Below are 25,612 nucleotides of genomic sequence, written 5' to 3' on the forward strand. Positions count from 1 at the left end.
CCCCCCCCCCCCCCCCCCCGCCCCCCCCCCCCCCCCCCCCCCCCCCCCCCCCCCCCCCCCCCCCCCCCCCCCCCCCAACCCCCCCCCCCCCCCCCCCCCCCCCCCCCCCCCCCCCCCCCCCCCCCCCCCCCCCCCCCCCCCCCCCCCCCCCCCCCCCCCCCCCCCACCCCCCCCCCCCCCCCCCCCCCCCCCCCCCCCCCCCCCCCCCCCCCCCCCCCACCCCCCCCCCCACCCCCCCCCCCCCCCCCCACCCCCCCCCCCCCCCCCCCCCTTCTCCCCCCCCCCCCCCCCCCCCCCCCCCCCCCCCGCTCCCAGTTGGCGCCTGCTCAGGCCCGACGGGCCGTCAGACCTCCACGACCACAGGCAGGATCATCGGCCGGCGCCGGTACGTGTCCGACACCCACTTGCCCAGCGTGCGGCGAACGAGCTGCTGGAGCTGGTGGGGTTCGACCACGCCGTCCTGGGCGGAGCGCTCGAGCGACTCCGTGATCCTGGGGATCACGTCACCGAAGGCGGAGTCCTCGATGCCGGAGCCGCGGGCCTGGATGTGCGGGCCGCCGGTGATCTTCCCGGTGGACGAGTCCATGACGACGAAGACCGAGATGATGCCCTCGTCGCCGAGGATCTTGCGGTCCTTGAGGGCCGGCTCCCCCACGTCGCCGACCGAGAGGCCGTCGACGTAGACGTAACCCGCCTGGACCTTGCCGGAGATCTTGGCCTTGCCCTCGACGAGGTCGACGGCGACGCCGTCCTCGGCGATGACGATGCGGTCGTGCGGGACGCCGGTCAGGGCGCCCAGCTCGGCGTTGGCTCGCAGGTGGCGCCATTCGCCGTGCACCGGCATCAGGTTCTTCGGGCGGCAGATGTTGTAGAAGTACAGCAGCTCGCCCGCGGAGGCATGGCCGGAGACGTGGACCTTGGCGTTGCCCTTGTGGACCACGTTGGCGCCCCAGCGGGTGAGGCCGTTGATCACGCGGTAGACCGCGTTCTCGTTGCCGGGGATCAGGGACGACGCCAGGATCACCGTGTCGCCCTGGACGATGCGGATCTGGTGGTCCCTGTTGGCCATCCTCGACAGGGCCGCCATGGGTTCGCCCTGGGAGCCCGTGCAGACGAGGACCACCTCGCTGTCCGGGAGATCGTCGAGCGTCTTGACGTCCACGACCAGGCCCGGGGGGACCTTCAGGTAGCCCAGATCGCGCGCGATGCCCATGTTGCGGACCATGGAGCGCCCGACGAAGGCGACGCGGCGGCCGTACTCGTGCGCCGCGTCCAGGATCTGCTGGATGCGGTGGACGTGGCTGGCGAAGCTCGCGACGATGATGCGCTTGCGGGCGCCGGCGAAGACCTGGCGCAGGACGTTGGAGATCTCCCGCTCGGGCGGGACGAAGCCCGGGACCTCGGCGTTCGTCGAGTCCGAGAGCAGGAGGTCGATGCCCTCCTCGCTCAGGCGTGCGAATGCGTGGAGGTCCGTGAGGCGGCTGTCCAGCGGGAGCTGGTCCATCTTGAAGTCGCCGGTGTGGACCACCATGCCCGCGGGGGTGCGGATGGCGACGGCCAGCGCGTCGGGGATGGAGTGGTTGACCGCGACGAACTCGCAGTCGAACGGGCCGATGCGCTCGCGGTGTCCTTCCGCCACCTCGAGGGTGTACGGGCGGATGCGATGCTCCTGGAGCTTGGCCTCGATGAGGGCGAGGGTCAGCTTGGAGCCGATCAGCGGGATGTCCGGCTTCTCGCGCAGGAGGTAGGGGACGCCGCCGATGTGGTCCTCGTGGCCGTGCGTGAGGACGATGCCCTCGATGTCGTCGAGGCGGTCCCTGATGGACGAGAAGTCCGGCAGGATCAGGTCGATTCCGGGCTGCTCCTCCTCGGGGAAGAGCACTCCGCAGTCGACGATCAACAGGCGACCGCCGTACTCGAAGACCGTCATGTTCCGGCCGATTTCGCCGAGGCCGCCGAGCGGGGTGACCCGCAGGCCGCCTTCGGGGAGCGGCGGGGGCGCGCTGAGTTCGGGATGCGGATGGCTCAAAAGACTCTCCTCACCACACGCGCCACGTACCGGTAGGGCACGTGGCGCGCATGACGTTCGTGCAGAAGCAGTTGTCGTATGGGTGGTGCGGGCACCGGTGGCCCGCTTATTCAGTTGTGAAGCCGGTGCGCGGGGGGCCGCGCGAAGTCTGATGTCAGAGCTGTACCCCGCCGGCGGCAAGATCGATCTTGAGTTGCTCGATCTCCTCGGGCGCGCACTCGACCATGGGGGCGCGCAGGGGCCCGCCGGGCAGGCCCTTCAGCGCGAGCGCCGCCTTGGTCGTCATCACGCCCTGGGTGCGGAACATGCCGGTGTAGACCGAGAGCAGCTTCTGGTGGATCTCGGTGGCCTTCTGGACGTCGCCCGAGGTGTACGCGTCGACCAGGGCGCGCAGCTCGGGGGTGACCACGTGGCCGACGACCGAGACGAAGCCGACCGCGCCCACGGAGAGCAGGGGCAGGTTCAGCATGTCGTCGCCGGAGTACCAGGCGAGGCCGGAGCGGGCGATGGCCCAGCTCGCCCGGCCCAGGTCGCCCTTGGCGTCCTTGTTCGCGACGATCCGGGGGTGCTCGGCGAGGCGGACGAGCGTCTCCGTGTTGATGGGGACGCCGCTGCGGCCGGGGATGTCGTAGAGCATGACCGGCAGCCCGGTGGCGTCGGCTATGGCCGTGAAGTGCCGGTAGAGGCCCTCTTGCGGGGGCTTGTTGTAGTACGGGGTCACGACGAGCAGGCCGTGTGCGCCGGTGCGCTCCGCCGCGCGGGCCAGTTCGATGCTGTGGTGGGTGTCGTTGGTGCCGACCCCGGCCACGACATGGGCACGGTCACCGACCGCCTCCAGGACCGCCCGTACGAGATCCCTTTTCTCCGCATCGCTGGTCGTCGGCGACTCGCCCGTGGTGCCGTTGATGACCAGGCCGTCGTTGCCTGCGTCCACCAGGTGGGTGGCGAGCCGCTGCGCGCCGTCGAGGTCGAGTGCGCCGTCCGCCTTGAAGGGCGTGACCATGGCGGTGAGGACCCGCCCGAAGGGGGTCTGCGGAGTCGAGGTCGGAGCCATGGGTTACACGCTACTCGTTGCTCAGGACCGGGTCTTCCCTAGGGGGAGGCGACAAGTCGTGACAAAGGTGGAGCCCGGCACTGCCTGCTCGGGGGTTCAAGCAGTGCCGGACCCGTTTGATCAGGCTAGATGAACTTCTCGAAATGCCGCAATACGGACACTTCGTGCGGCTGAACCGTACATCTGTACCTGATCGGGGAACCGGGGCGCGTTACGGCGCCACGCGTCCGTTCGCGTTGAAGGCCGCGTAGGTGAGCGGCATGAGCCGGGCCCACTCGGCCTCCATCTTCTCCCCGACCATCTCGATCTCGCGCTGCGGGAAGGACGGGACCTTGGCCAGCTCGTGCTGGGTGCGCAGGCCGAGGAAGTGCATCAGCGAGCGGGCGTTGCAGGTGGCGTACATCGAGGAGTACAGGCCGACCGGGAGGACCGCGCGGGCGACCTCGCGGGCGACGCCGGCGCCGAGCATCTCCTGGTAGGCCTCGTACGCCTGACGGTAGGAGTCCTCCATCACGCGGCCGACGAGCTCCTGCTGGGCCTGGGTGCCCTCGACGAAGACGTACTTGCCGGGGCGGCCCTCCTGGACGAGCTTGCGGGACTCGTCGGGGACGTAGAAGACCGGCTGGAGCTCGCGGTAGCGGCCGCTCTCCTCGTTGTACGACCAGCCGACGCGGTGCCGCATGAACTCGCGGAAGACGAAGATCGGGGCGCTGATGAGGAAGGTCATCGAGTTGTGCTCGAAGGGGCTGCCGTGCCGGTCCCGCATCAGGTAGTTGATCAGGCCCTTGGAGCGCTCGGGATCCTTGTTCAGCTCGTCCAGGGACTGCTCGCCGAGGGTCGAGACACGGGCGGCGAACAGGACGTCCGCGTCGGAGGCGGTGTGCTTGACCAGCTCGACGGTCACATCGCTGCGGTAGCTGGGCTTGGGGTCGTCGGCGGGAGTGTCGGTCACGGTTGGCAGGGCCTTCCCATCTCGTCGTGTGGCGACGCCACTCTACGGCCCGGCGAAATCCGTGCGATCGGTGGCGTGCCGCAATGAAGTCGGTGAAACAGGGCACCACTGAGGGAGTTCGTTCGTCTTCAGGGACGAGAGTGATTCGTTCCATCCCCGAAGGGAGAAGCACCCCTGATGTTCGGTCGGCGTGAACCCGTACCGTTTGCCTTTGTTGCTGAGGCCGACAGGTTCCGCAGTAATGTCACTCCCCCACCGCGTGAGCGGCTGTCCGTCGGCCAGATGGCCGGGCGCTGGCTGCTGGGTCTGACCATCGTGGCGGGGCTCGTGGGTTCCCTGGTCATCGGGACGCCCGCGCTGTCGACGGGCGACAACCCGGGCTCGCAGCCCCAGCAGTCGCAGGCGTCGCAGAAGAACTGAGCCGCCGCAGACCGGCGATGACTCCATCCGGCCCCCCGCCAGTGGTGACCGGGGACACAGATCGGTAGCCTCACCGGGCACAGCCCACGCATGGATCGAGTGAGGACCAGCCGTGCCCCTGCCCTTCCTGACGGCCGACCGCGTTTTCGAGGCGACGGACGACGTTCCGCTGCCCTACGACGACCGTGATCGCTGGCGGCGGCCGTACCGGCCCGGCCCCTGGCGGGTGGGGGCGGCCGCGCTCGCGCTGCTGCTCGCCTCGTTCGTGCTGTTCGCGGCGGTCATCATCGCGGCGACGGCCGAACTGACCTCGGCCGGTGTGGTCTTCGGGCTCGCGCTGCTGGTCATCGCCGGGGCACTGCGGCTGCTGCGCGTGGGTGTGTGGGTGAGCGCGCGCGGGCTGCGGCACGTGGGCTTCCTCACCACGCGTACGGCGCCCTGGGAGCAGGTCGTCGCCGTGCGCACGGTGCAGCAGCCGGTGCGCTGGCTGGGGCTGCCCCGGACGGTGCAGGGGCAGGCGCTGCTGCTCGTGAGGCGGGGGCAGTCGCCCGACGGTGGGCCGGCGCTGCTGACCACGCACAACACGGACTTCCTGGGCCGGGTGGAGGCCTTCGACCGGGCGGCGGACTCCATCGAGGCATGGGCCGACGAGTACCGCCCGCACTGACGTCCCGGGTGACCCGGGATTCTCATGCCGGAGGGGCCGGACCGTTCGCGGTCCGGCCCCTCCGGCATGAGTTCCGGCATGAGTTCCGGCATGAGCGAGGTGCGGTTCAGGCCGTCTCGGGCTGCTTGCCGTCGTGCAGGGCGATCGCGCGTTGCATCGCCTTGCGGGCGCGCGGGGTGTCGCGGGCGTCGTGATAGGCGACGGCGAGGCGGAACCAGGTGCGCCAGTCGTCGGGGGCGGCCTCCGTCTCGGCCTTGCGCTTGGCGAAGACCTCGTCGGCCGAGTCCCGGTCGATCCGCCCGCTGGGCGTGCGCCTCAGCTCGTCGACGGGCAGGCCGCCCTCGGCGTCGAGTTCGGCGGCGAGGGCGTTGGCCCTGCGGACGAACTGGGTGTTCTTCCACAGGAACCACAGGCCGATGGCCGGCAGGATCAGCACCGCGACACCGAACGTGACGGTGAGGGGCGTGCCGGTCTCGATGAGCAGGACACCGCGGCTGCCGACCAGGACGAAGTAGACGACCAGGACGGCGGCCGTGAGGGCGTAGGTGAGCTTCGCGCGCATGACGGTCAGGGACTCAGCTCAGGTCCAGGAAGTGTTCCAGGCCGAACGTCAGGCCCGGGACGCTCCCCACACGGCGGGCGCCGAGCAGGATGCCCGGCATGAAGCTGCTGTGGTGCAGCGAGTCGTGCCGGACCGTCAGGGTCTCGCCCTCGGCGCCGAGCAGGACCTCCTGGTGGGCGAGCAGGCCGCGCAGCCGGACGGCGTGGACCGGGACACCGTCGACGTCGGCGCCGCGGGCACCGTCCAGGGCGGTGGCCGTGGCGTCGGGGGCCGGGGCGGAGCCGGCGGTGCGGCGGGCCTCGGCGATGAGCTGGGCGGTGCGCGTGGCGGTGCCGGAGGGGGCGTCCACCTTGTTCGGGTGGTGCAGCTCGACGATCTCGACGGACTCGAAGTACGGGGCGGCGATCTGCGCGAACTTCATGGTCAAGACGGCCCCGATGGAGAAGTTCGGCGCGATGAGCACGCCCGTCTCCGGGGACTGCTCCAGCCAGCCCTTCAGCTGCGCGAGGCGCTCGTCGGTCCAGCCCGTCGTACCGACGACCGCATGGATGCCGTGGCGTACGCAGTAGTCGAGGTTGGCCATGACCGAGTCGGGCGTGGTCAGTTCGACGGCGACCTGGGCGCCGGTCTCGGCCAGCGTCTCCAGCTTGTCGCCGCGGCTCAGCGCGGCGACCAGTTCCATGTCCTCGGCGGCCTCGACGGCTCGGACCGCTTCCGAGCCGATCCGGCCCTTGGCGCCGAGAACCGCCACGCGCAGCTTGCTCATCTCTTGTGCTTCCTTCACCAGGGGTTGTCAGGCGACGGCGTCGTGCAGGCGGGCCGCCTGTTTGTCCTTCAGCGGGCCGATGACCGACAGGGAGGGCCGCCGTCCCAGGATCTCGCGGGCGACCGAGCGGACGTCGTCCGGGGTGACCGAGGCTATCCGGGCCAGCATGTCGTCGACGGACATCTGCTCGCCCCAGCACAGCTCGCTCTTGCCGATACGGTTCATCAGCGCGCCGGTGTCCTCCAGGCCGAGGACCGTGGAGCCCTGAAGCTGGCCGATCGCGCGCCCGATCTCGTCGTCCGAGAGGCCGTGCTCGGCGACGTGATCGAGTTCGTCGCGGCAGATCTTCAGCACGTCGTGCACCTGCGACGGCCTGCACCCCGCGTACACGCCGAACAGGCCGCAGTCGGCGAAGCCCGAGGTGTACGAGTACACGCTGTAGGCCAGGCCGCGCTTCTCGCGGACCTCCTGGAAGAGGCGGGACGACATGCCGCCGCCGAGGGCGGTGTTCAGCACGCCCAGGGCCCAGCGGCGCTCGTCCGTGCGGGACAGGCCCGGCATGCCGAGCACGACATGGGCCTGCTCGGTCTTGCGGTCGATCAGCTCGACCCGGCCGGCGGTGCGCAGGGCGCGCCGGCCGCCGCGCGGGGCGACGGGCTCGGCGACGGGGTCCTTGAAGGCGCCGGCCTTCTCGAAGGCCGCGCGGACCTGGCGTACGACCTTGGCGTGGTCGATGTTGCCGGCGCAGGCGACCACGAGGTGGGTCGGGTCGTAGTGCTTCTTGTAGAAGCGGCGGATGCGGTCGGCGGTGAGGGCGTTGACCGTGGCGACCGTGCCGAGGACCGGGCGGCCGAGGGGGTTGTCGCCGAACATCGTGTGCGCGAACAGGTCGTGCACGCAGTCGCCCGGGTCGTCCTCGGTCATGGCGATCTCTTCGAGGATGGCGCCGCGCTCGACGTCGACGTCCTCTTCCAGGATGAGCGAGCCGGTCAGCATGTCGCTGACGACGTCGATGGCGAGCGGCAGGTCGGTGTCGAGCACGCGCGCGTAGTAGCACGTGTACTCCTTCGCCGTGAACGCGTTCATCTCACCGCCGACCGCGTCGATCGCGGAGGAGATGTCCAGGGCGGACCTGCGGCTCGTGCCCTTGAAGAGCAGATGCTCCAGGTAGTGCGTGGCGCCGTTGAGCGCGGGCGTCTCGTCGCGGGAGCCGACGTGGGCCCAGATGCCGAAGGTGGCCGAGCGGACCGAGGGAAGGGTCTCGGTGACGATGCGCAGGCCACCGGGGAGGGTGGTCTTGCGGACGACGCCGATGCCGTTGATGCCCTTGATCAGGGTTTGGGTACGGGCGACGGCCCGCGCCTCCGAGGAGGTGCGGGCCGTCGCCGTCGAGCCGGTCGACGTCACTGGTCGGTGTCGTCCTTCTTGTCGTCGTCGCCTTCGCCCTCGATCACGGGGATGAGGGAGAGCTTGCCGCGCGAGTCGATCTCGGCGATCTCCACCTGGACCTTCGCGCCGACGCCGAGCACGTCCTCGACGTTCTCCACGCGCTTGCCGCCGGCGAGCTTGCGGATCTGCGAGATGTGCAGCAGACCGTCCTTGCCCGGGAGCAGCGACACGAACGCGCCGAAGGTGGTCGTCTTCACGACCGTGCCCAGGTAGCGCTCGCCGACCTCGGGCATCGTCGGGTTGGCGATGCCGTTGATCGTCGTCCGGGCGGCCTCGGCGGACGGGCCGTCGACGGCGCCGATGTAGATCGTGCCGTCGTCCTCGATCGTGATGTCGGCGCCGGTGTCCTCCTGGATCTGGTTGATCATCTTGCCCTTGGGGCCGATGACCTCGCCGATCTTGTCCACGGGGATCTTGACGGTGATGATCCGCGGGGCGTTCGGGGACATCTCGTCCGGCGTGTCGATCGCTTCCATCATCACGTCGAGGATGTGGAGGCGGGCGTCACGGGCCTGCTTGAGGGCCGCGGCCAGGACGGAGGCGGGGATGCCGTCCAGCTTGGTGTCGAGCTGGAGGGCGGTCACGAACTCCTTGGTGCCGGCGACCTTGAAGTCCATGTCGCCGAAGGCGTCCTCCGCACCGAGGATGTCGGTGAGGGTGACGTAGTGCGTCTCGCCCTCGATCTCCTGGGAGATCAGGCCCATGGCGATACCGGCGACGGGGGCCTTGAGCGGCACACCGGCGTTCAGCAGCGACATGGTGGAGGCGCAGACCGACCCCATGGAGGTCGAGCCGTTCGAGCTGAGCGCCTCGGAGACCTGGCGGATCGCGTAGGGGAACTCCTCGCGCGTCGGCAGGACCGGGATCAGGGCGCGCTCGGCGAGGGCGCCGTGGCCGATCTCGCGGCGCTTCGGGGAGCCGACGCGGCCGGTCTCGCCGGTGGAGTACGGCGGGAAGTTGTAGTTGTGCATGTAGCGCTTGCGGGTCACCGGCGACAGCGTGTCCAGCTGCTGCTCCATGCGGAGCATGTTCAGGGTGGTGACGCCCAGGATCTGGGTCTCGCCACGCTCGAACACCGCGGAGCCGTGGACCCGCGGGATCGCCTCGACCTCGGCGGCCAGCGTGCGGATGTCGGTGACACCGCGGCCGTCGATGCGCTTCTTCTCCTTGATGACGCGCTCCCGGACCAGGGTCTTGGTCAGCGAGCGGTACGCGGCGGAGATCTCCTTCTCGCGGCCCTCGAACTCCGGCAGGAGCTTCTCGGCGGCGAGCTGCTTGACGCGGTCCAGCTCGGCCTCGCGCTCCTGCTTGCCGGCGATGGTGAGCGCCTGGGCGAGCTCGGGCTTGACGGCGGCGGTGAGCGCCTCGAGGACGTCGTCCTGGTAGTCCAGGAAGATCGGGAACTCGCCGGTCGGCTTGGCGGCCTTGGAGGCGAGGTCCGACTGCGCCTTGCACAGAACCTTGATGAAGGGCTTCGCGGCTTCCAGACCGGCGGCGACGACCTCCTCGGTCGGCGCCTCGGCGCCGCCCTTGACCAGCTGGATGGTCTTCTCGGTGGCCTCGGCCTCGACCATCATGATCGCGACGTCGCCGTCCTCCAGGACGCGGCCCGCGACGACCATGTCGAAGACGGCGTCCTCGAGCTCGGTGTGCGTCGGGAAGGCCACCCACTGGCCGTTGATCAGCGCGACGCGGACGCCGCCGATCGGGCCGGAGAAGGGCAGGCCGGCCAGCTGCGTGGACGCGGAGGCGGCGTTGATCGCCACCACGTCGTAGAGGTGGTCGGGGTTGAGCGCCATGATCGTGGCGACGACCTGGATCTCGTTGCGCAGGCCCTTCTTGAAGGACGGGCGCAGCGGGCGGTCGATCAGGCGGCAGGTGAGGATGGCGTCCTCGGAGGGGCGGCCCTCACGGCGGAAGAAGCTGCCGGGGATCTTGCCGGCGGCGTACATCCGCTCCTCGACGTCCACCGTGAGCGGGAAGAAGTCGAGCTGGTCCTTGGGGTTCTTGGAGGCGGTGGTGGCCGACAGCACCATGGTGTCGTCGTCCAGGTACGCCACGGCGGAGCCGGCGGCCTGCTTGGCCAGGCGGCCCGTCTCGAAGCGGATGGTGCGGGTGCCGAAGGTGCCGTTGTCGATGACGGCCTCGGCGTAGTGGGTCTCGTTCTCCACTAGCGTTTTCTCCGTTACTTTGTCGTCTTTCGTCCCTGGCTGCCCGTGTGGCAGGGGGACGGTGGCGGAGAAGCGCTCCGTGCGGTGCGGGCCGGTCTTCGATCGAAGCACCCGGGGCTCGCTTCCCCCGGGGGCCACTACCGAGGACCGGCGGCGGCTAGGCGCGCTTCTCCTCTTCCTCTTGTCGTGCTGTGTCGTCCGTATTGCGTTGTGCTACCACACTACAAAGCAGCGGTGACACTCCGCACGTACAGCAAAGGGAGCGGTCCCCTTTCCTGCCGGGAACCGCTCCCTTCACGGCGTCTTACTTGGCGCCCGCCGCACCGCGGCGGATGCCGAGGCGGTCGACCAGCGCACGGAAGCGCTGGATGTCCTTCTTCGCCAGGTACTGCAGCAGCCGGCGGCGCTGACCGACGAGGATCAGCAGGCCACGGCGGGAGTGGTGGTCGTGCTTGTGGGTCTTGAGGTGCTCGGTCAGGTCGGAGATCCGACGCGACAGCAGAGCGACCTGGACCTCGGGGGAGCCGGTGTCGCCCTCCTTGGTACCGAACTCGGACATGATCTGCTTCTTCGTAGCGGCGTCGAGCGACACGCGTACTCCTCATAGTCTGTGAATGGCCACCGAGTGCCCCCGGTCTGCTTCTCGGGGGAGCTTCCGTGACTCGGAAGGCGGGGATCCGCTGGGCGCGGCCTCCAGGGCGAGAACTCGCTCCGGGGGTGCGTACACAAACGGCCGTCGACCAGGGTACCAGGCGGCCAGGGCCGTCTTTGCGCTGGTCCCCGAACCTGCCGGACGGGGCGGCCGGCGCCACTAGGGTGAGCGGGTTCGGATCGTTCGTACGTCGGGGATCCGTACTCCGGGAACTGGTACGTCGGGAAGGGGTCGCTGCGGCATGGCGGAGACGGCTGAGGAGATCAAGGCACGCAAGGAGCGGGAGCGGGACGAGCTCTACGCCCTCGACATCTCCGGTGTCGAGTGGCACTGCGCGCCGGGCACCGAGGAGCACGAGGAGCGGGTCGAGATCGCGTACCTGCCCGAAGGGGCTGTGGCGATGCGGTCCTCGCTCGACCCGGACACGGTGCTGCGCTACACCGAGGCGGAGTGGCGGGCGTTCGTGCTGGGGGCGCGGGACGGGGAGTTCGATCTGGAGCCGACGCCCCGCGGTGGAGGGCTCGCCCCGGAATGACGGGTGGGCACGGGAGCAGACCGACCGGGTCGTCGGGCGCTCGCCCGGCGACCCGGTGATCGAGCAGCCGAACCCGCGGGCGGCTCTGCGTCGTGGCGGTCGACGGCGTGTCCGACTGAGCGGGCAACGGGCCCCGCAGCAGCCCGGCGCCTGCGGCCGCCGCCACCCCGCTGGACGAGGAAGCCGGTCGGGGCTCAGCTGGTCATCGAGCGGACCGTCGAGTACACGTCGAACACGGCCAGGGCCAGCGGTACCAGGGTCAGCAGCACGAAGCCCTCGGCGATCTCCAGGAAGCGTCCCCAGAACGGGGTGAGGCCGCCGCGCGAGACGATCAGGCCGATCGCCGTGACGAGCGCGGCCGTCGCGGCGATCGCCGCGACGAGCCAGATGGTCCGGAGGTCGAGGTCGGCGCGGTCGCCGGTGAGGGCCTCGCGGACGATCGAGTGCGGCGGATTGAGCGCCAGCCCGAGGCCGAGCAGCACCAGAGAGGCGAGACCGGCGCCCAGGACGGGGGCCACCTGTCCGGTGTACCGGAAGAGATGGGCGCGCATCAGCAGGGCCAGGCCGGTCGCGAGGGCGAGGAGCTGGGCCCAGAGGTCCGAGGAGAACCCGAGGACCGCCGAGGAACCGACGGCGATCAGCGCGCAGCCGCCCACCAGGCCGACCAGGAGTTCGTGTCCGCGCCGCGCCTTGGCGGCGACCCGCTCGGCGTCGACCGGCTTCTGCGGGGTGGGGTCGGTGTCGTACGCGCTGCGCGGGGCGGTGTTCGGGGTGTCGAAGCCGATCGGAAGCCGGGCGAAGCGCATCGACAGGCCCGGCAGGAAGGCCAGGCCTCCGACGGCGATCGGGGCGCACAGGGCGGCGATCTCCGAAGGCGTCCAGTCGGCGAGGATCACCGCGAACACGGCGAGCAGGCCGATGGCGGAGGCGACGACGAAGCCGACGAACGGGCCGTCCCCACTCGGCGAGCACAGGGTGAGCACGACCGAGGCCAGCAGCACCGCCGCGCAGGCGAGGAGGAACTGGAGCCTGCCGATGCCTTGTCCGTCGGCGAGCGGCAGGAGACCCGAGCCGGCCACGCCCACGTTGGGGAGAGCGCCGAGACCCAAGGCGATGGCCGAGGCCCGGTCGTCGTAGACCCGGGCGCGCACGCAGGCGAGGACGACCAGGAGGACACCGGCCACGCCGGCGAGGATGCCGGGCAGGCTGTTCATGTCGTGGAGCGGGTCGCCCATCCAGGCCACGAAGGCGAGCAGGACCGGCAGTACGCCTCCCCCGACGAGGCCCGCCACGCGCGTCAAGTCGCCGCTCCACAAGGTGCGTTCGCTGGTCACTGCGGAGGCGACCGCTTCGGAGACGTCGTCGAAGACGGCGGGGGGCAGCGACTCGGAGAACGGGCGGAGCGCGAGGAGTTCGCCGTCGAGGATGCGCTGGGCGGCGAAAGATCGGGCGCTGTCGAGGACGGTGCCGTCCCGGCGGACCAGGTGGTAGCCGACCGGTGCGCCGTCGAGGGGGCTTTGCCGGGAGAGTGTGAGGATCTCCGGATAGATGTCGGCGACCGGGATGTCGTCGGGCAGCGCCACGTCGATCCGGCTGTCGGGCGCGACGATGGTGACACGGCAGAAACCGAGACCCGTGCCCGCACCGGCAGGAGTCCCCGTACGGGGTCCTCCTCCAGTGGCTGCCGCGGAGGCCGTCATGCTCACCTGCTGCTCCCCCTCAGTGATGAATCCGTACCTACGGTACGGAAGTCAGTCCTACGCGGTTTTCCCCGCCCCCTGTGACCGGCCGTGCGGCGAGGTCGTGGGAACAATGCGCCTTCGTGTCCGTCGTCGGGGTTCCGCATCTCGCCAGATGGCGTGGAATGCCCCATCGCACCTGCTCAACTCGCGTGTGCCGACGCGAACATCCGGCACCCTACCGCCCCCTTGCCTCCACTGGAGTCAGTAGGATCACGCGGCGGCCTGCGTCCGCCTGACACGGGGCGGCGGACGGACTTTCGGGCCGGCCGAGGGAATGGATGACAGTGAGCCACATCGTCGTGAAGCGCCCGCCTCGGGTGCTGCCGTCCGAAGTGCCCACGCAGGAGATCGTCCTGCAGCCTCCGCCCGAACTGCCGCGGGGACACCGGGAAAGCGTGCTGATGCAACTCTTGCCGACGTTGGGCATGGGTGGCTCGGTGGTCTTCTTCTTCACGAGCGGGCAGCCGTTCATGAGGATCATGGGCATGGTCATGATCGCCTCGACGATCGCCATGTCCGTCGCGATGGTGGTCCGCTTCCGCCGCGGCTCCCAGGGCGAGTTGGCGGACATGCGCCGCGACTACCTGAGCTACCTGGCGCAGACCCGGCGCACGGCCGTCGACACGGCGAGGGCACAGCGTGACGCGCAGTACTTCCTCCACCCCTCGCCCGATCAACTGTGGGCCCTGGTCGCCGAGGGCAGCCGGGTGTGGGAACGACGCCCCGGCGACGAGGACTTCGCCCAGGTCCGCATCGGCCTCGGCTCGCAGGCCCTCGCCAGGGCCCTCGTCGCCCCGGAGACCGCCCCCGTCGCGCAGTTGGAGCCGCTGACCGCGGGTGCGATGCAGCGCTTCCTCGCCGTCCACAGCACCCTGGACGACCTGCCGATGGCGATCTCGCTGCGTGCCTTCTACCACGTCACGATCAGCGGCGATCCGCAGTCCGTACGATCCTCCGCCCGGGCCGTGACCGGCTCGCTGGCGGCGCTGCACTCCCCGGAGGATCTGCTCATCGTGGTGGCGGCGGGCCGCGAGGCGCTGCCCCACTGGGAGTGGGCCAAGTGGCTGCCGCACGTCCAGGCGCCCGGGGCCGTGGACGGAGCCGGCAGCCGCAGGCTGATCGACAGCGACAGCCGCGAGCTGGAGAACCTGCTCGCCACCCGGCTGACCGGCCGACCGCGCTTTCACCCGAACGCGGCGCCCCTGCCGGAGGAGCCCCACATCGTCGTCGTACTCGACGGCCTCTCCCTGCCGCCAGACTCGGTCCTGGCCAACCCCGAAGGGCTCCAGGGCGTCACCGTCCTCGAGGTGGTTCCCGGCGACCTGAGCACGGGCGGCGGCGAGCTCTCCATCGTCGTACGGCCCGAGGCGCTGCACCTGGAGTCGGCGCACGGTGTCGTCTACGAAGGAACTCCGGACGTCCTGTCGTACGAGTCCGCCGAGGCCCTCGCCCGGCAGCTGGCCCCCCTGCGGATGGCCTCGGGTGGGGACGACGACGAACCTCTGCTCGCCAACCTGGAGTTCACCGACCTGCTGAACCTCGGTGACGCGGCGTCCGTCGACACCCAGCGCACATGGCGGCCACGTTCGCTGGCCGAGCGGCTGCGGGTGCCGATCGGTGTCGGCGAGGACGGTCGCCCCGTGATGCTCGACCTCAAGGAGGCCGCACAGGAGGGCATGGGCCCGCACGGCCTGTGCGTGGGCGCCACCGGCTCCGGCAAGTCGGAGTTGCTGCGCACTCTGGTACTGGGCCTGGCGGTCACCCATTCGTCGGAGACGCTCAACTTCGTCCTGGCGGACTTCAAGGGCGGCGCGACCTTCGCCGGTATGGCGCGGATGCCGCACGTGGCGGCCGTCATCACCAACCTCGCGGACGACCTCACCCTGGTCGACCGTATGGGCGACTCCATCCGCGGCGAACTCAACCGCCGCCAGGAGATGCTGCGCGACGCGGGCAACTACGCCAACATCCACGATTACGAGAAGGCCCGCTCGGCCGGTGCGGCTCTGCAGCCCATCCCGTCGTTGGTGCTGGTCATCGACGAGTTCAGTGAGCTGCTGACGGCGAAGCCCGACTTCATCGAGATGTTCGTGCAGATCGGCCGCATCGGGCGGTCGCTCGGCGTGCATCTGCTGCTGGCGTCGCAGCGACTGGAGGAAGGCCGTCTGCGTGGTCTGGAGACGTACCTGTCCTACCGAGTAGGTCTGCGTACCTTCTCCGCCGCCGAGTCCCGCGCGGCGATCGGCGTACCGGACGCCTATGAGCTGCCGAACGTCCCGGGCTCCGGTCTTCTGAAGTTCGGTACGGACGAGATGGTGCGTTTCAAGGCGGCGTACGTCTCCGGCGTGTACCGCTCGGGCACGCAGCGGGCGGCGCTGGGGAGCGGCCCACTGCCGGTGGACCGGCGACCGGTGCTGTTCACGGCGGCCGAGGTGCCGGTGCAGTACGTGGCTGTGCCGCAGCAGCGCCCTTTGGCTTCGGACGGTCCGGAGGTCGACGACGCGCTCGCCGACACCGTGCTCGACGTGATCGTGCGCCGACTGGAGGCGCAGGGCCCGGCGGCTCACCAGGTGTGGCTGCCGCCGCTGGACAGCCCGCCGCCGCTCGACGCGCTCCTGCCCGGCCTCACGGCGGTGCAGGGCCGCGGCCTCACACAGCCGGGCTACGAGGGTGCCGGCCGCCTGATCGTACCGGCGGGCCTGGTGGACAAGCCGTACGAGCAGCGCCGCGACCCGCTCTGGGTCGACTTCTCCGGCGCGGCCGGCCACATGCAGATCATCGGCGGCCCGCAGTCCGGCAAGTCGACGCTGCTGCGCACCCTGATCTCGGCTTTCGCGCTCACGCACACGCCGTACGAAGTGCAGTTCTACGGCCTCGACTTCGGCGGTGGCGGCATGGCGGCGGTGGCCGGGCTGCCGCACGTGGGCGGGGTCGCCTCGCGCCTGGATCCGGAGCGGGTGCGGCGCACGGTGGCCGAGGTGTACGGCGTGCTGACCCGCCGCGAGGAGTACTTCCGCTCCGCCGGCATCGCGTCGATCGCGGACTTCCGGGCCAGGCGGGCCCGGGGCGAGATCTCGGTCACGGACCAGCCCTGGGGTGACGTGTTCCTGGTCATCGACGGCTGGGGCAACTTCCGATCGGACTACGAGGCGATGGACCAGGTGATCCACGAAATCGCCGCGCGTGGTCTGGGCTACGGCGTCCACCTGATCCTGACGGCCTCACGCTCGATGGAGGTCAGGGCCAACCTCAAGGACCATCTGATGAACCGCCTGGAGCTGCGGCTCGGCGACACGATGGACTCCGAGCTGGACCGCAAGGTGGCCGCGAACGTTCCGGCGGGCGTGCCCGGCCGAGGACAGGCACCGCAGAAGCTGCACTTCATGGCGGCGGTGCCGCGCATAGACGGTCTGACCTCCGACACGGATCTGGCCGACGCCACGGCGGCCCTCGCAACCGAGGTCTCCCGGCACTGGCAGGCGCCCGGCGCTCCCGAAGTCCGGCTGCTGCCCCGCGCGTTTCCGGCCGATCAGCTGCCTCCGGGCGGTCGCTTCCCGCGCCGCGGAGTCGCCTTCGCCCTCGACGAGGACAACCTCGAACCGGTCTTCGTCGACTTCGAGCAGGACCCGTTCTTCCTCGTCTTCGGCGAGAGCGAGTCGGGCAAGTCGAACCTGCTGCGGCTGCTGATCCAGCAGCTGACGCAGCGGTACTCCGGAGACGAGGCCAAGCTGTTCGTCATCGACAACCGGCGCTCGCTCCTGGACGTGACGCCGTCGTCCCACCTCGCCGAGTACATCCCCATGTCCAACTCCATGGACCACCACATGGCCGCCCTGGCCGACCTGATGAAGCGCCGCACACCGACGGCCGACGTCACGGCCCAGCAGCTGCGGGACCGGAGCTGGTGGCGCGGACCCACGGTGTACGTCGTCATCGACGACTACGACCTCGTGGCCACGTCGAGCGGGAATCCGCTGGCGGGACTGACGGAGCTCTTGCCGTTCGCCCGGGATGTCGGGGTGCGGTTCATCATCGCGCGGTCGACCGCGGGTGCGGGGCGGGCTTCGTACGAGGCGTTCATGCAACGGGTGAAGGAACTGGGCGCGCAGGGTGTGGTGCTGGCCGGCGACCCAGGTGAAGGGGATCTGCTGGGCGGGGTTCGGCCACGGCCTATGCCTGCGGGGCGGGGGGTCTTTGTGTCTCGACGGAGGGGGAAACCGTTGGTGCAGATCGGGTTGAGTCCGGAAGGGACGTTCTGATGGTGGGGGTGGGAGTCTTCCTGCTCCTCCTCGCCCTTTGGCTCGCCGGGATGGGCCTGGTCGATCAGAAGGCGCTCTGGTGGCGCTTCCAAGCACGCCGCTTCAGCGACCCAGAGGCGAACGAACCGTCAGAAGCGGGGTACAGAGCCCGGCGCATTCTGCTGCTCTCACTCGCGGCGGTGATGGTCGTGATGGCCGTGTGGTGGTTCACCAGCATTGACTACATCGAGTCGGGTGGGCTTGAGGATTGAGGGGGACGAGTAGTGCCTCCGGGGGGGGCGACCAGCGGGCGCTGCGCTGGCGATCCAGGCGCGTCGGTCCGGGATCCTGAGGCGAACGAGCCGTCGGGCTCGGCGTATCGGTCGAAGCGGATCGTGGCGTTCGCCTGGGCTAGGGCGATGGCAGGGATGGCTGCGTGGACGTTTTCGACTGCGGCTCAGATATGACTTGAGGGGAAAGTGTGATGAGGTCCGTGGACTGGTTTTGAACTGGGTCACGGACCTGGCCTAGTACAAGTTCGGCAGAATGGTCCGTCCATCGGACGGCTTTACGGGGACACGGGGAAGGGGTCCGCGCGATGGCGTGGGATGAATGGGAGCAGCTGAAGTCGCAGGCAGCTCAGAACGGCTCAACCCAGATGCAACTGAACCAACTTGACCCGGGCAACGGCGGACGGCCCGCGCCGGATCCCAGCCAGTACGGCGACCTTAAGGTCAGCCAGAAGGATCTGGCGAAGATCGGCCAGAACGCCTTCGACCTGTACGACGATCTGTGGAACAAGGGGCGCAGAGCTGTACCCACCAGCGAGAGCGCCGCCGGAACCCTGACAAAGGACGGTTTCGCCCTCGGCAGCGCACTCCAACACGTCGCGCTCCGCTGGGACCAACAGCTGTCCTCCCTCCGGGACGCGTGCGCACACATCTCGAACCACATGAGAGTCACCAAGAACCTGCACGCCGATGACGACGACTACATCCGCCGGCAGATGAGCAGCATCGACCTGCTGGACGCGGGCTTCGACGAGCGTGTCGGTCCTCCTGGCAAGCAGAACTCGGTCTACGGCGAACCGAATGACAAGAAGGGCAAGAACTGATGGATCTCGACGCCCTTCGGAACGCCGACTTCAGCTTGCTCGACGATGCCGTCGACGACTGGTCAACGATGGTCAGGGACTTGGAGACACTGAAGGAGGAAGCCGAGAAGGGCCTCCGAGGCACCGCCAACAAGGCCGAGTGGGCGGGCTACAACGCCGACGTCTCCAAGGAATTCATCGGCAAGACGACCGAGGAGTTCAAGGACGCACATGGCCAGGCGGACTCCATCTACAAGATCCTCAGGGACACCCGGAATGAGCTGAAGGACTGCAAGGGGCAGCTCGTCGACGCCATTGAACGCGGCCGTCAGAAGAATCTGACGGTGATCGGTCACGAAGGCGGCTTCACCGTCACCACGAATGTCCCGCCAGAAGGCCGCACCCAGGAGGACAGGGGCAACAAGGGCGAGATCACCGCGCTTCGAGACGAGCTCCAGAAGATCCTCGACAAGGCCACAGAGAGCGACAAGTCAGCCAGCACGGTCCTCACCGCCATTGCCGACCAGAGCAGGCTGGGCTTCTCGGACGCCCACTACGGCAGTCGGGACGAGGCAGCTGACGCAATCAAAAAGGCTGACGAACTGGCCAGGTTGGCGAAGAAGAAGCCCGAGGACCTCACCCCTGCGGAGTTCGACCGGCTCAACAAGGGCCTGAAGGACTATGCGGACGACGAACTGTTCGCGGAACGCTTCGCCACGCGCCTCGGACCGGATGGAACTCTCAACTTCTGGACCGGCGTCAACGATCCGAACAGCGCCTGGGAACTGGGACAGAAGCGGTCCGACAAGTACGACGACCTACAGAAGAACCTCAGCCTCACCCTTGCTACGGCATCGCAGAGCGACAGCGCCGATATGTCGGACTGGAAGTACAGAATGACCGACCTGGCCGACAAGCCCGTGGGCCGCAACGGCGGTTTCCCCCTCGGGGCGCAGGTCATGACCAACCTGATGCGGTTCGGCAACTACGACGACAGATTCCTCGCCGACTACGGCGACAAGCTGATCGAGACGGAGAAGAAGTTCACGGGCAACGGGCGCCACGGGGCGTGGACCCGTACGGGTGGCGACCCGCTCCTCAACCGCACCGGCACCGATTCGGGCTGGGACCCGATGACTGGCTATCTCAAGGGGCTGTCCAATAGCCCGGATGCGGCAACGGAGTTCTTCAACGGCACCTTCGTCACGAAGGACGAGGATCACGACTTCACGCACGACACTGATGGTGACGGGGAGGAGGGAAAGAGGACTCTCAGTAACTTCGACTACCTGTTTGAGGAGCGCGACTGGCCGCAGGACACTGACGACAAGGGCGAGGACAGCATCGCCGGGCGGAACAATTTGGCGCTTGCGTTGGAAGCAGCTACTACCGGGCATCCGGCGGGAGAAGATCCGACGAAGGACACACCGCCTCATAATGCCGAGCAGGCCAAGCTCACGCAGAGCCTCGTGTCATCCATCTCGGAAGATCCGACCCGTCTCACCAAGAACGGCTACATGTCGGACAGCATGGGACAAATTGCTGCTGAATACATGCCTGATATTCATCGTGGACTTCATGCCGGAACTAAGGGCGAGGCACAGCTCTTCCCCATTGCAGGCACAGCAGCAGAGTTGAGCGAAAGGGACACCACGCGCTTCCTCTACACACTCGGCCGAAATCCTGAGAGTTACGCAGCCGTGAATCTGGGGCAGACCAGCTACACGACGCACTTGATGCAGTACCACTTCGAGCATCCCGAGGTGTACGCCAACGACCCTGCGTTTGATCAGCAAGATCGCCTCAAGCAAGGAATTGACGATATCGCCCGAACCGCCGGGCAGATCGAGGGCATGATCGGCGCAGGTCGCGCCTACGAGAGCGAGCTCGAAGGCGGCGTCAAGGATGCCGACTACAACGCCAAGATCGAGAGTGTCGGCACTTGGGGCGGCGCCATCGTCGGCATTGGGATCGGTATGGCCGCAACACCGGCCACTGGCCCTGGTGGCGTCATCATCGGAGATTTGGCCGGCACAGCTGCCGACGAAATCATCAGCGGCATCACCGAGGGCTCTCTGAAGGACAGCTCGGGAGAGGTCGTTTACCGCAACGGTGAAAAGGTTGAGGACACCAAGTCCTCGACCTATGCCGCCGTCGAAGCAGCAGCTCAAAAAGCAGGAAAGAATTCCGGCCACAGATATCCACTCATCGAGGCCTCCGTGGGAACTTCAGCAGAGAGTGGATTCGACAGCGCTCGCACGAAGATTCATGACTATTTCGATGGCGAGGGAATTCCCAGGCAACTCGATTCGGAAGGTTGAAAAGTGAGACTCACTCACCCAAAGATGATTCTCATCGTCGGAGCTGTGGTCGCTTTGGCCCTCTTCGCAGGTCTTGCCTACACTTACAAAATCTGGCCTTTCAGAGAGAAGGGTGAGATTGAAGCGGGAGAGGTATGCTCCTCACTGGGCCCCTCGTCCAGCGTGGTCAACGCTTTGACGAAGGTACTACCGGAGGAACCCTCGTACTCCTTCGACGAAAATGTGAGCCTTCGCGTTGACGTCACGGACACCAACTACGAGTCCTCATGTTTCGTCTCTGGGGACGACAAACAGCTACTGGTCGTGAAAGCACGCTTGATGGAATACGAGCCGGCAAAAAGCTGGACTCAGTGGGTCAAAGGAACAGCTGCGAACGAGGAATCCACCAAATCACTCACACCCTTCACGGCCGGAGATAAAGCCGTCGCCTCCAGTAGGTTCGCGGCCATCTTCGTACCATGCACTTCACCCGGGAAGGCTCCAGGTGGACAATACAATCTCAGCGTTTCCACTGAGCTGAAGCAGGCTGGCAACTCCAGCGATGACGCGGTGCGCGATGAGCTGATCAAGCTCACAAGGACTGCCTCTTCGTATACTCACGCCAAAGCGAAGTGTGACATGACGCCAAAGATCGACGAGTAGCTCCAGACACGACAACGACTTCGCCGTAATGACACGCAATCATGACGCGAAAGCATCATGTACGCATGTGAGTAGCTAGCCCACCCGCCCCCGGGGGCTGGTCCTCGCTAAGTTCGCACAGGGGGCGGGCTGGCCGGCAACCCCGGCCAGGGCGACGACCATGCTCGGCGTGGTTCGGTCACTGCCGATGCCTACCGGACGAGGGGCCTTCGTGTCCCGGCGAAGGACCCAGCCTCCGTCGGATTGGCGACGGACGCACAATGGAGCGGCGCTCGCGGGAGTATCTCGGCCGCCTATGGAAAGTGGACAGTTTGCCAGTCTGGCGATAGCACGCCAATCGAGCCGACGGGGGCGATGACCGCACTGTTGGCCCGAACACCGGGAGAGCGGCATAGAGATGGGTCTCTTCGACAGACTGACCGGCACCGAGCGCCCAGACAGCGGTGTCGAACCGCGTTCTATCGACAAGGTTCGGGCCGCACTGCTCGCGCTCAACCGGCCGGACATGCCGTACCGCGTGCGCAATGCTCTCCCTGACGAGAAGGCCGACCTAGTGGCGGTGTGCAAGGTCCGGCAGGTGGGCGTGACCCTCAAGACCCGGATGCGCCTGATCCCGGAGAAGCGCGAGGTACGTTTCCTCGATGAGCGGTGGGAGAACCGTTCGTCTGACAACGCCAATGCAAAGTACGGACGTGGGCACGCGCCCACGGTGTACCGCCAGTGGGAGACGAAGCGGGGTCCCGACGGCCGTCGGCGCAGGGTCGAGGCGTTCCGCTTCCACACGAGGGAGATGACGGACCCCTTGCGGAACGTAGTCCTCGGCCTCGGATGAACCTGGCGGGGCGTGTTCAAGCTCTGATCGTCGAATGAAAAACGGAGCGCGCGGAGGAGACTGCGATCGCTGAGCCTTTTCCTTCCTCACCGCACTGGCCAAATGGAGCTGAGGACAGCTTGGACGAGGCTCGTGGTCCGGCTTGTGTAGCAGTGGAGCTTGCTAAGGAGCCGCCAGGCCTACGAAGACAATCGCCTCCACCGCCGCCGCCCGGGCACCGGATCCCGTCCCGTCCGCCCTACCTGCCTCCGCCTTCCCTCACCCCGGATTCTTCGTCGGAATGACGTTAGGGCAACGGCCTGAGTAGGAGCGCTCGGGGACTCGACCGCGTGGATCGGTGAGGCTGACGGCATGGCGATAACGCCTTCTCCCAGCAGCGATCTCGATCTTCAGACGCAGGACAACAGATGGTGCCCAAGGGTTACGAGCGGAAAGGCGGAGTCTGGACGCGGCCCTGACGTCGGCGCCCGCCCCATTCTGGCCGTCTCTGGAGGGCGGCTCTCCTGACGACATGAAGTCCGCCCGCACTCAGGTCAGCCTCCAGCTGACAGCCATGTGTGCCGGCCAGGTATGGTCAGTTCGAGCCGGCATCCATACGTGGCGTTGAGCCAGTCCGCCGCTTGCTGGTCCGGACTGGCCTTGATAGCTCCTCAAAACACCAGTCGTCGGCCAGCCAGTACCTGATGCCATCGCCCCTGTGGTCAAACGGCCTCCGCGCGGCAGTCGGCGAGCCGGACCGATGCAGGATCGCCCTGTTGTCAGCGTTGCCGACGCCGTACCAGCACCCACGCCGTGCCCCCAACCAGCACAGCTACGGCAGCCACAGCGGCAATCCCCGCCAAGGGCGCGCCGTTGTCGCCGTCGGAGGCGTCCGCCGCAGCGGACGCAGCGGAGTTCGCTGTCTCGTGCACCGGTTCGGCACCTTTTGTGGGGCTCGACGAGGCGCTCGAGGTTCCGGTGACCGGGCGCACGAAGAAAGGATCGCTATCCGGATCGGCACTCCCAGGTTGACCCTTGCCGTCTAGGAGGCTCTGCCGAGGGCGGACCAGACCGTAACCGAGGTAGGTGCTGACGGAGTCCGACGGCCAGTCACGGCCAGCAGTTTCCTCAAGAACGCGCCAAACCTGCGCAGCAGTCCACGTGGGGTGCTTGGACCACACCAAGGCAGCCGAGGCCGACACCAGCGCAGCCGCTGCGGCGGTGCCGCCTCCGTCCTTGCAGTACCGCTGGAAAGTCGCGTCGCACCACCGGGGTATGTCGACCCCTGGAGCAGCCATGTCGACATCCTCACCATGCTGAGACGTGGGGGCGACCTTCCCGGACCGGTCGACGGCCGCCACGCCCACCACCGCATTGAACGCGGCGGGGTACTGGGGCTTGTTGCCCAGCTTCGCTACGTCGCCCGTGCCGGCGATCAGCAGCGCTCCCTTCTTGACCGCGTACTCAAATGCATCGCTATCCCCGAACACGTTGGTGAGGGCGAACTGGTTGTTGATGGAGAAGTAGATGATCTGCGCGCCGCTGTCGGCGGCGGCCTTCACGGCGGTGGCCATCGGGTAGTTGATGTGAGGAGCATCGTCGTGTGCGACGGGCGGCACACGGATCGGGATGATCTTGGCGTCGGGGGCGAGTCCCTGCAGCCCGCCGCCGCGGCCCGTTCCGGCGATGAGCTCGGCGGCTGTGGTCCCTGCACCGGTGGTGTCGGTAGTGTCCGTCACGCTGCCCTTGAGGTTCCCGGATCGCACCGAGGCGTCCACCCCCGTGAGGACCTGTCCCCGCAGAGAGGGCGTAGCAGGGTTCACGCCAGTGCTGATGACGGCGACCTTGATGCCCTTGCCCGTGCTGACCTTCCACATATTTTCGGCCTTCATGACTCCGAGGTACCACTGCCTGGGAGCCGTGTCCGCTGCCACGGCAAGGGGGGACGGGCTGGCGATACCCAACAGGCAGGCGACGGACACAGCGCAGGCTCGAAGAGTTCGGTGCATGATCCCTTTTCGTTCACTCTGAAGGAGACACTGGTACGGAATTTCCCGGAGGGAAGCGAGCGCTCCGTCTCGGCGATGCGCTGCTCGAGCGAATGCGCGAATGCGTTCCGCTCCATCGGTGGTCGTCCTTCAGGCCGAGAGGATTGACGCTGCTAGGGACAACCGGGTTGTGGTCATGAGTGACTCCGGTATGAGGCGTCATGACGAGAAGACAGTAGGCGGACTCGGCAGCGGTTCTCCCGGCACGTTGGAGGGGTTCCCTGGCATAAGCCGGAGTAGCCAACGCTTCGTTCGGGACACACTGCGGACGTGTGGTGGCTTTCTGAGGGCGCGGTACCGCACAGGGTGGGCACCTCCCGTGCGTGCCCACCCTGGTTTTGCAGACTGTGCGCTCCTACTGGAAGTAGCTCGCGCCCTTCAGGTCGCCGCCCCGGTAGTCACCGCCGGCGGTGTGGACGCGCTGGGAGATCTGGACCAGCGCCGTGTGGATGCCGCGCGCGTGCGTGTCCCACTGCTTGGACTTCTTCTGGAACTCCTCGTACGCCTCGCCTCCCCAGCCCGAGGACACGTTGAGCACGGCCTGCTTCAAGGCCTCGAGGTCCTCCTCGAGCTTCTTGGCCTGGTTGCCGAGCTCGGTGGCGAGCGCGTCCATGGTGCCGTACGTAACGGCGAGTTCGTCGTAGTGGGCTCCGGACATGTTTGCCTCGTTTCTGTGCAGATTTCAGCCGGACTGCGCAGCCCGGACCATGGTGCGGTTCTGTGCCGCCGATGGCTCGTCAGTAGCTTCAGTAGCTGTTGAGCGCCGAAGTCTTTCCACCGAGATCGTCCACCGAGATCTGCTTGAGGTCGGCCTCGATCTGGTCTTCGAGGTTGCGCTTGTCGATCTTGTTCAGGTTGATGCCCTCGAGGAAGTCGTCGAGCATCTTGCCGATCGCGACCATGTGCTGGTTGATTTCCGTCTGCTTCGTGTTGAAGGCCTGGGCGCCCTGTCCTCTCCAGGCCTTCTCGATCATGTCGATCGTGCCCTGCAGCTTCGCGAGCGACCCCCTGATGTTGTCGTATCGATCGACGACCTCAGTCTGAAGCCTCTGTACGTCGCTTTCATTAAGCTTGCGGTCGACCATTTCGGCACTCCCCTTCGTAAGAGCTATGGTTCGTTTCCGAGCGCGTCACCGCGTCGGAGAGGTCGTGTGTGACCGGTTGACGTGTGTGAGTCGTCATGTTTTTCGGCGCGAGCGGATCACCGCGAAGGCTCCGCCCCCGATTACCAGGACAGCCCCTGCGGCTCCGAGGGCGACCCACATCGTGGTGTTGTCGGACGGCTCCGGGCTTGATCCTGCCGCCGAAGTCTGGCCGCCAGAAGTGTTCTTGGGACCTGTGACGAGGTCGATGCGGGAGCGGAGGTTGAGACGGTGACGCCCGAGTGCCGCGCACGCGGTGGACACCCGTCTTCCGGCACGTCCCGCGAAGAACGCCGTCAATCCGCCACATGGGCTGAC

At 67.9% G+C, this 25,612-nt stretch carries 21 protein-coding genes; 9 read left to right on the forward strand and 12 right to left on the reverse strand.

Translation table 11 applies throughout. From position 1 onward, the window contains the following. Positions 1–343 precede the first annotated feature (343 nt). The 3 genes from AC07F0_RS21485 to thyX form a co-directional block, all read right to left on the reverse strand. A complete protein-coding gene (locus tag AC07F0_RS21485; protein ID WP_478981042.1) occupies positions 344–2,029 on the reverse strand; it encodes a ribonuclease J in 1,686 nt (561 codons plus the stop codon). A 154-nt stretch (positions 2,030–2,183) separates the two neighbouring features. After that, on the reverse strand, positions 2,184–3,083 hold the full coding sequence (gene dapA, locus AC07F0_RS21490) for a 4-hydroxy-tetrahydrodipicolinate synthase (RefSeq protein WP_399414844.1): 900 nt from the start codon (positions 3,081–3,083) through the stop codon (positions 2,184–2,186). 211 nt (positions 3,084–3,294) lie between these two features. Further along, a complete protein-coding gene (gene thyX, locus AC07F0_RS21495) occupies positions 3,295–4,035 on the reverse strand; it encodes an FAD-dependent thymidylate synthase (RefSeq protein ID WP_436730995.1) in 741 nt (246 codons plus the stop codon). Between the two features lie 177 nt (positions 4,036–4,212). Here thyX and AC07F0_RS21500 point away from each other — a divergent pair, with 177 nt between their 5' ends. After that, positions 4,213–4,455, forward strand: a complete 243-nt coding sequence (locus tag AC07F0_RS21500; RefSeq protein WP_274820197.1) for a hypothetical protein — start codon at positions 4,213–4,215, stop codon at positions 4,453–4,455. Positions 4,456–4,567: 112 nt separating this feature from the next. Further along, on the forward strand, positions 4,568–5,122 hold the full coding sequence (locus AC07F0_RS21505; RefSeq protein WP_478981044.1) for a hypothetical protein: 555 nt from the start codon (positions 4,568–4,570) through the stop codon (positions 5,120–5,122). Positions 5,123–5,228: 106 nt separating this feature from the next. Here AC07F0_RS21505 and AC07F0_RS21510 read toward each other — a convergent pair whose 3' ends face one another. The 5 genes from AC07F0_RS21510 to rpsO form a co-directional block, all read right to left on the reverse strand. Then, positions 5,229–5,684: a tetratricopeptide repeat protein gene (locus AC07F0_RS21510; RefSeq protein ID WP_355861663.1), complete on the reverse strand. Its 456-nt coding sequence runs from the start codon at positions 5,682–5,684 to the stop codon at positions 5,229–5,231. A 13-nt stretch (positions 5,685–5,697) separates the two neighbouring features. Beyond that, entirely contained in the window at positions 5,698–6,450 is a 753-nt protein-coding gene (gene dapB / locus AC07F0_RS21515) for a 4-hydroxy-tetrahydrodipicolinate reductase (protein ID WP_436730992.1), read from the reverse strand. Between the two features lie 27 nt (positions 6,451–6,477). Next, positions 6,478–7,857, reverse strand: a complete 1,380-nt coding sequence (locus AC07F0_RS21520) for a M16 family metallopeptidase (protein ID WP_478981046.1) — start codon at positions 7,855–7,857, stop codon at positions 6,478–6,480. Next, positions 7,854–10,070: a polyribonucleotide nucleotidyltransferase gene (locus tag AC07F0_RS21525; protein ID WP_086563210.1), complete on the reverse strand. Its 2,217-nt coding sequence runs from the start codon at positions 10,068–10,070 to the stop codon at positions 7,854–7,856. The genes AC07F0_RS21520 and AC07F0_RS21525 overlap by 4 nt, the downstream gene beginning before the upstream one ends. 304 nt (positions 10,071–10,374) lie before the next feature. After that, positions 10,375–10,662 carry a 30S ribosomal protein S15 gene (rpsO, locus tag AC07F0_RS21530; protein WP_010042739.1) on the reverse strand — a complete coding sequence of 96 codons (288 nt, stop codon included), beginning with the start codon at positions 10,660–10,662 and terminating at the stop codon, positions 10,375–10,377. Positions 10,663–10,963: 301 nt separating this feature from the next. On the opposite strand from rpsO, the gene AC07F0_RS21535 reads away from it, so the two are divergent. After that, the gene (locus AC07F0_RS21535; protein ID WP_478981048.1) at positions 10,964–11,257 is read left to right on the forward strand and encodes a DUF397 domain-containing protein; all 294 of its coding nucleotides are present in this window, start codon (positions 10,964–10,966) and stop codon (positions 11,255–11,257) included. A gap of 194 nt (positions 11,258–11,451) precedes the next feature. Here the strand turns inward: AC07F0_RS21535 and eccD are convergent, their stop codons facing one another. Further along, positions 11,452–12,957 (reverse strand): type VII secretion integral membrane protein EccD, encoded by a 1,506-nt coding sequence (gene eccD / locus AC07F0_RS21540; protein WP_478981403.1) that lies wholly within the window; start codon positions 12,955–12,957, stop codon positions 11,452–11,454. Positions 12,958–13,283: 326 nt separating this feature from the next. Here eccD and eccCa point away from each other — a divergent pair, with 326 nt between their 5' ends. The 6 genes from eccCa (at position 13,284) to AC07F0_RS21570 (ending at position 22,125) form a co-directional block, all read left to right on the forward strand. Next, positions 13,284–17,258, forward strand: coding sequence for a type VII secretion protein EccCa (gene eccCa / locus AC07F0_RS21545; RefSeq protein WP_478981405.1), 3,975 nt, complete (start codon positions 13,284–13,286; stop codon positions 17,256–17,258). Between the two features lie 8 nt (positions 17,259–17,266). Further along, positions 17,267–17,509: a hypothetical protein gene (locus AC07F0_RS21550; protein ID WP_478981050.1), complete on the forward strand. Its 243-nt coding sequence runs from the start codon at positions 17,267–17,269 to the stop codon at positions 17,507–17,509. 326 nt (positions 17,510–17,835) lie between these two features. After that, positions 17,836–18,351 (forward strand): hypothetical protein, encoded by a 516-nt coding sequence (locus AC07F0_RS21555; protein ID WP_478981052.1) that lies wholly within the window; start codon positions 17,836–17,838, stop codon positions 18,349–18,351. After that, positions 18,351–20,651: a hypothetical protein gene (locus tag AC07F0_RS21560; RefSeq protein WP_478981054.1), complete on the forward strand. Its 2,301-nt coding sequence runs from the start codon at positions 18,351–18,353 to the stop codon at positions 20,649–20,651. Before AC07F0_RS21555 ends, AC07F0_RS21560 begins: the two co-directional genes overlap by 1 nt. A 24-nt stretch (positions 20,652–20,675) precedes the next feature. Next, complete coding sequence (locus AC07F0_RS21565) at positions 20,676–21,293, forward strand: hypothetical protein (RefSeq protein ID WP_478981056.1); 618 nt, start codon at positions 20,676–20,678, stop codon at positions 21,291–21,293. A gap of 397 nt (positions 21,294–21,690) precedes the next feature. Beyond that, positions 21,691–22,125 (forward strand): hypothetical protein, encoded by a 435-nt coding sequence (locus tag AC07F0_RS21570; RefSeq protein ID WP_478981057.1) that lies wholly within the window; start codon positions 21,691–21,693, stop codon positions 22,123–22,125. Positions 22,126–22,883: 758 nt separating this feature from the next. Here the strand turns inward: AC07F0_RS21570 and AC07F0_RS21575 are convergent. The 3 genes from AC07F0_RS21575 to AC07F0_RS21585 all read right to left on the reverse strand — a co-directional run bounded on the left by AC07F0_RS21575 (position 22,884) and on the right by AC07F0_RS21585 (position 25,237). Continuing rightward, the gene (locus AC07F0_RS21575; RefSeq protein ID WP_478981059.1) at positions 22,884–23,996 is read right to left on the reverse strand and encodes a S8 family serine peptidase; all 1,113 of its coding nucleotides are present in this window, start codon (positions 23,994–23,996) and stop codon (positions 22,884–22,886) included. A 511-nt stretch (positions 23,997–24,507) separates the two neighbouring features. After that, positions 24,508–24,810 (reverse strand): WXG100 family type VII secretion target, encoded by a 303-nt coding sequence (locus tag AC07F0_RS21580; RefSeq protein WP_059415306.1) that lies wholly within the window; start codon positions 24,808–24,810, stop codon positions 24,508–24,510. An 88-nt stretch (positions 24,811–24,898) separates the two neighbouring features. Next, positions 24,899–25,237, reverse strand: coding sequence for a WXG100 family type VII secretion target (locus tag AC07F0_RS21585; RefSeq protein WP_399414828.1), 339 nt, complete (start codon positions 25,235–25,237; stop codon positions 24,899–24,901). Positions 25,238–25,612 lie beyond the last annotated feature (375 nt).

It is taken from the genome of Streptomyces sp. NPDC045955 (genome assembly GCF_056430805.1).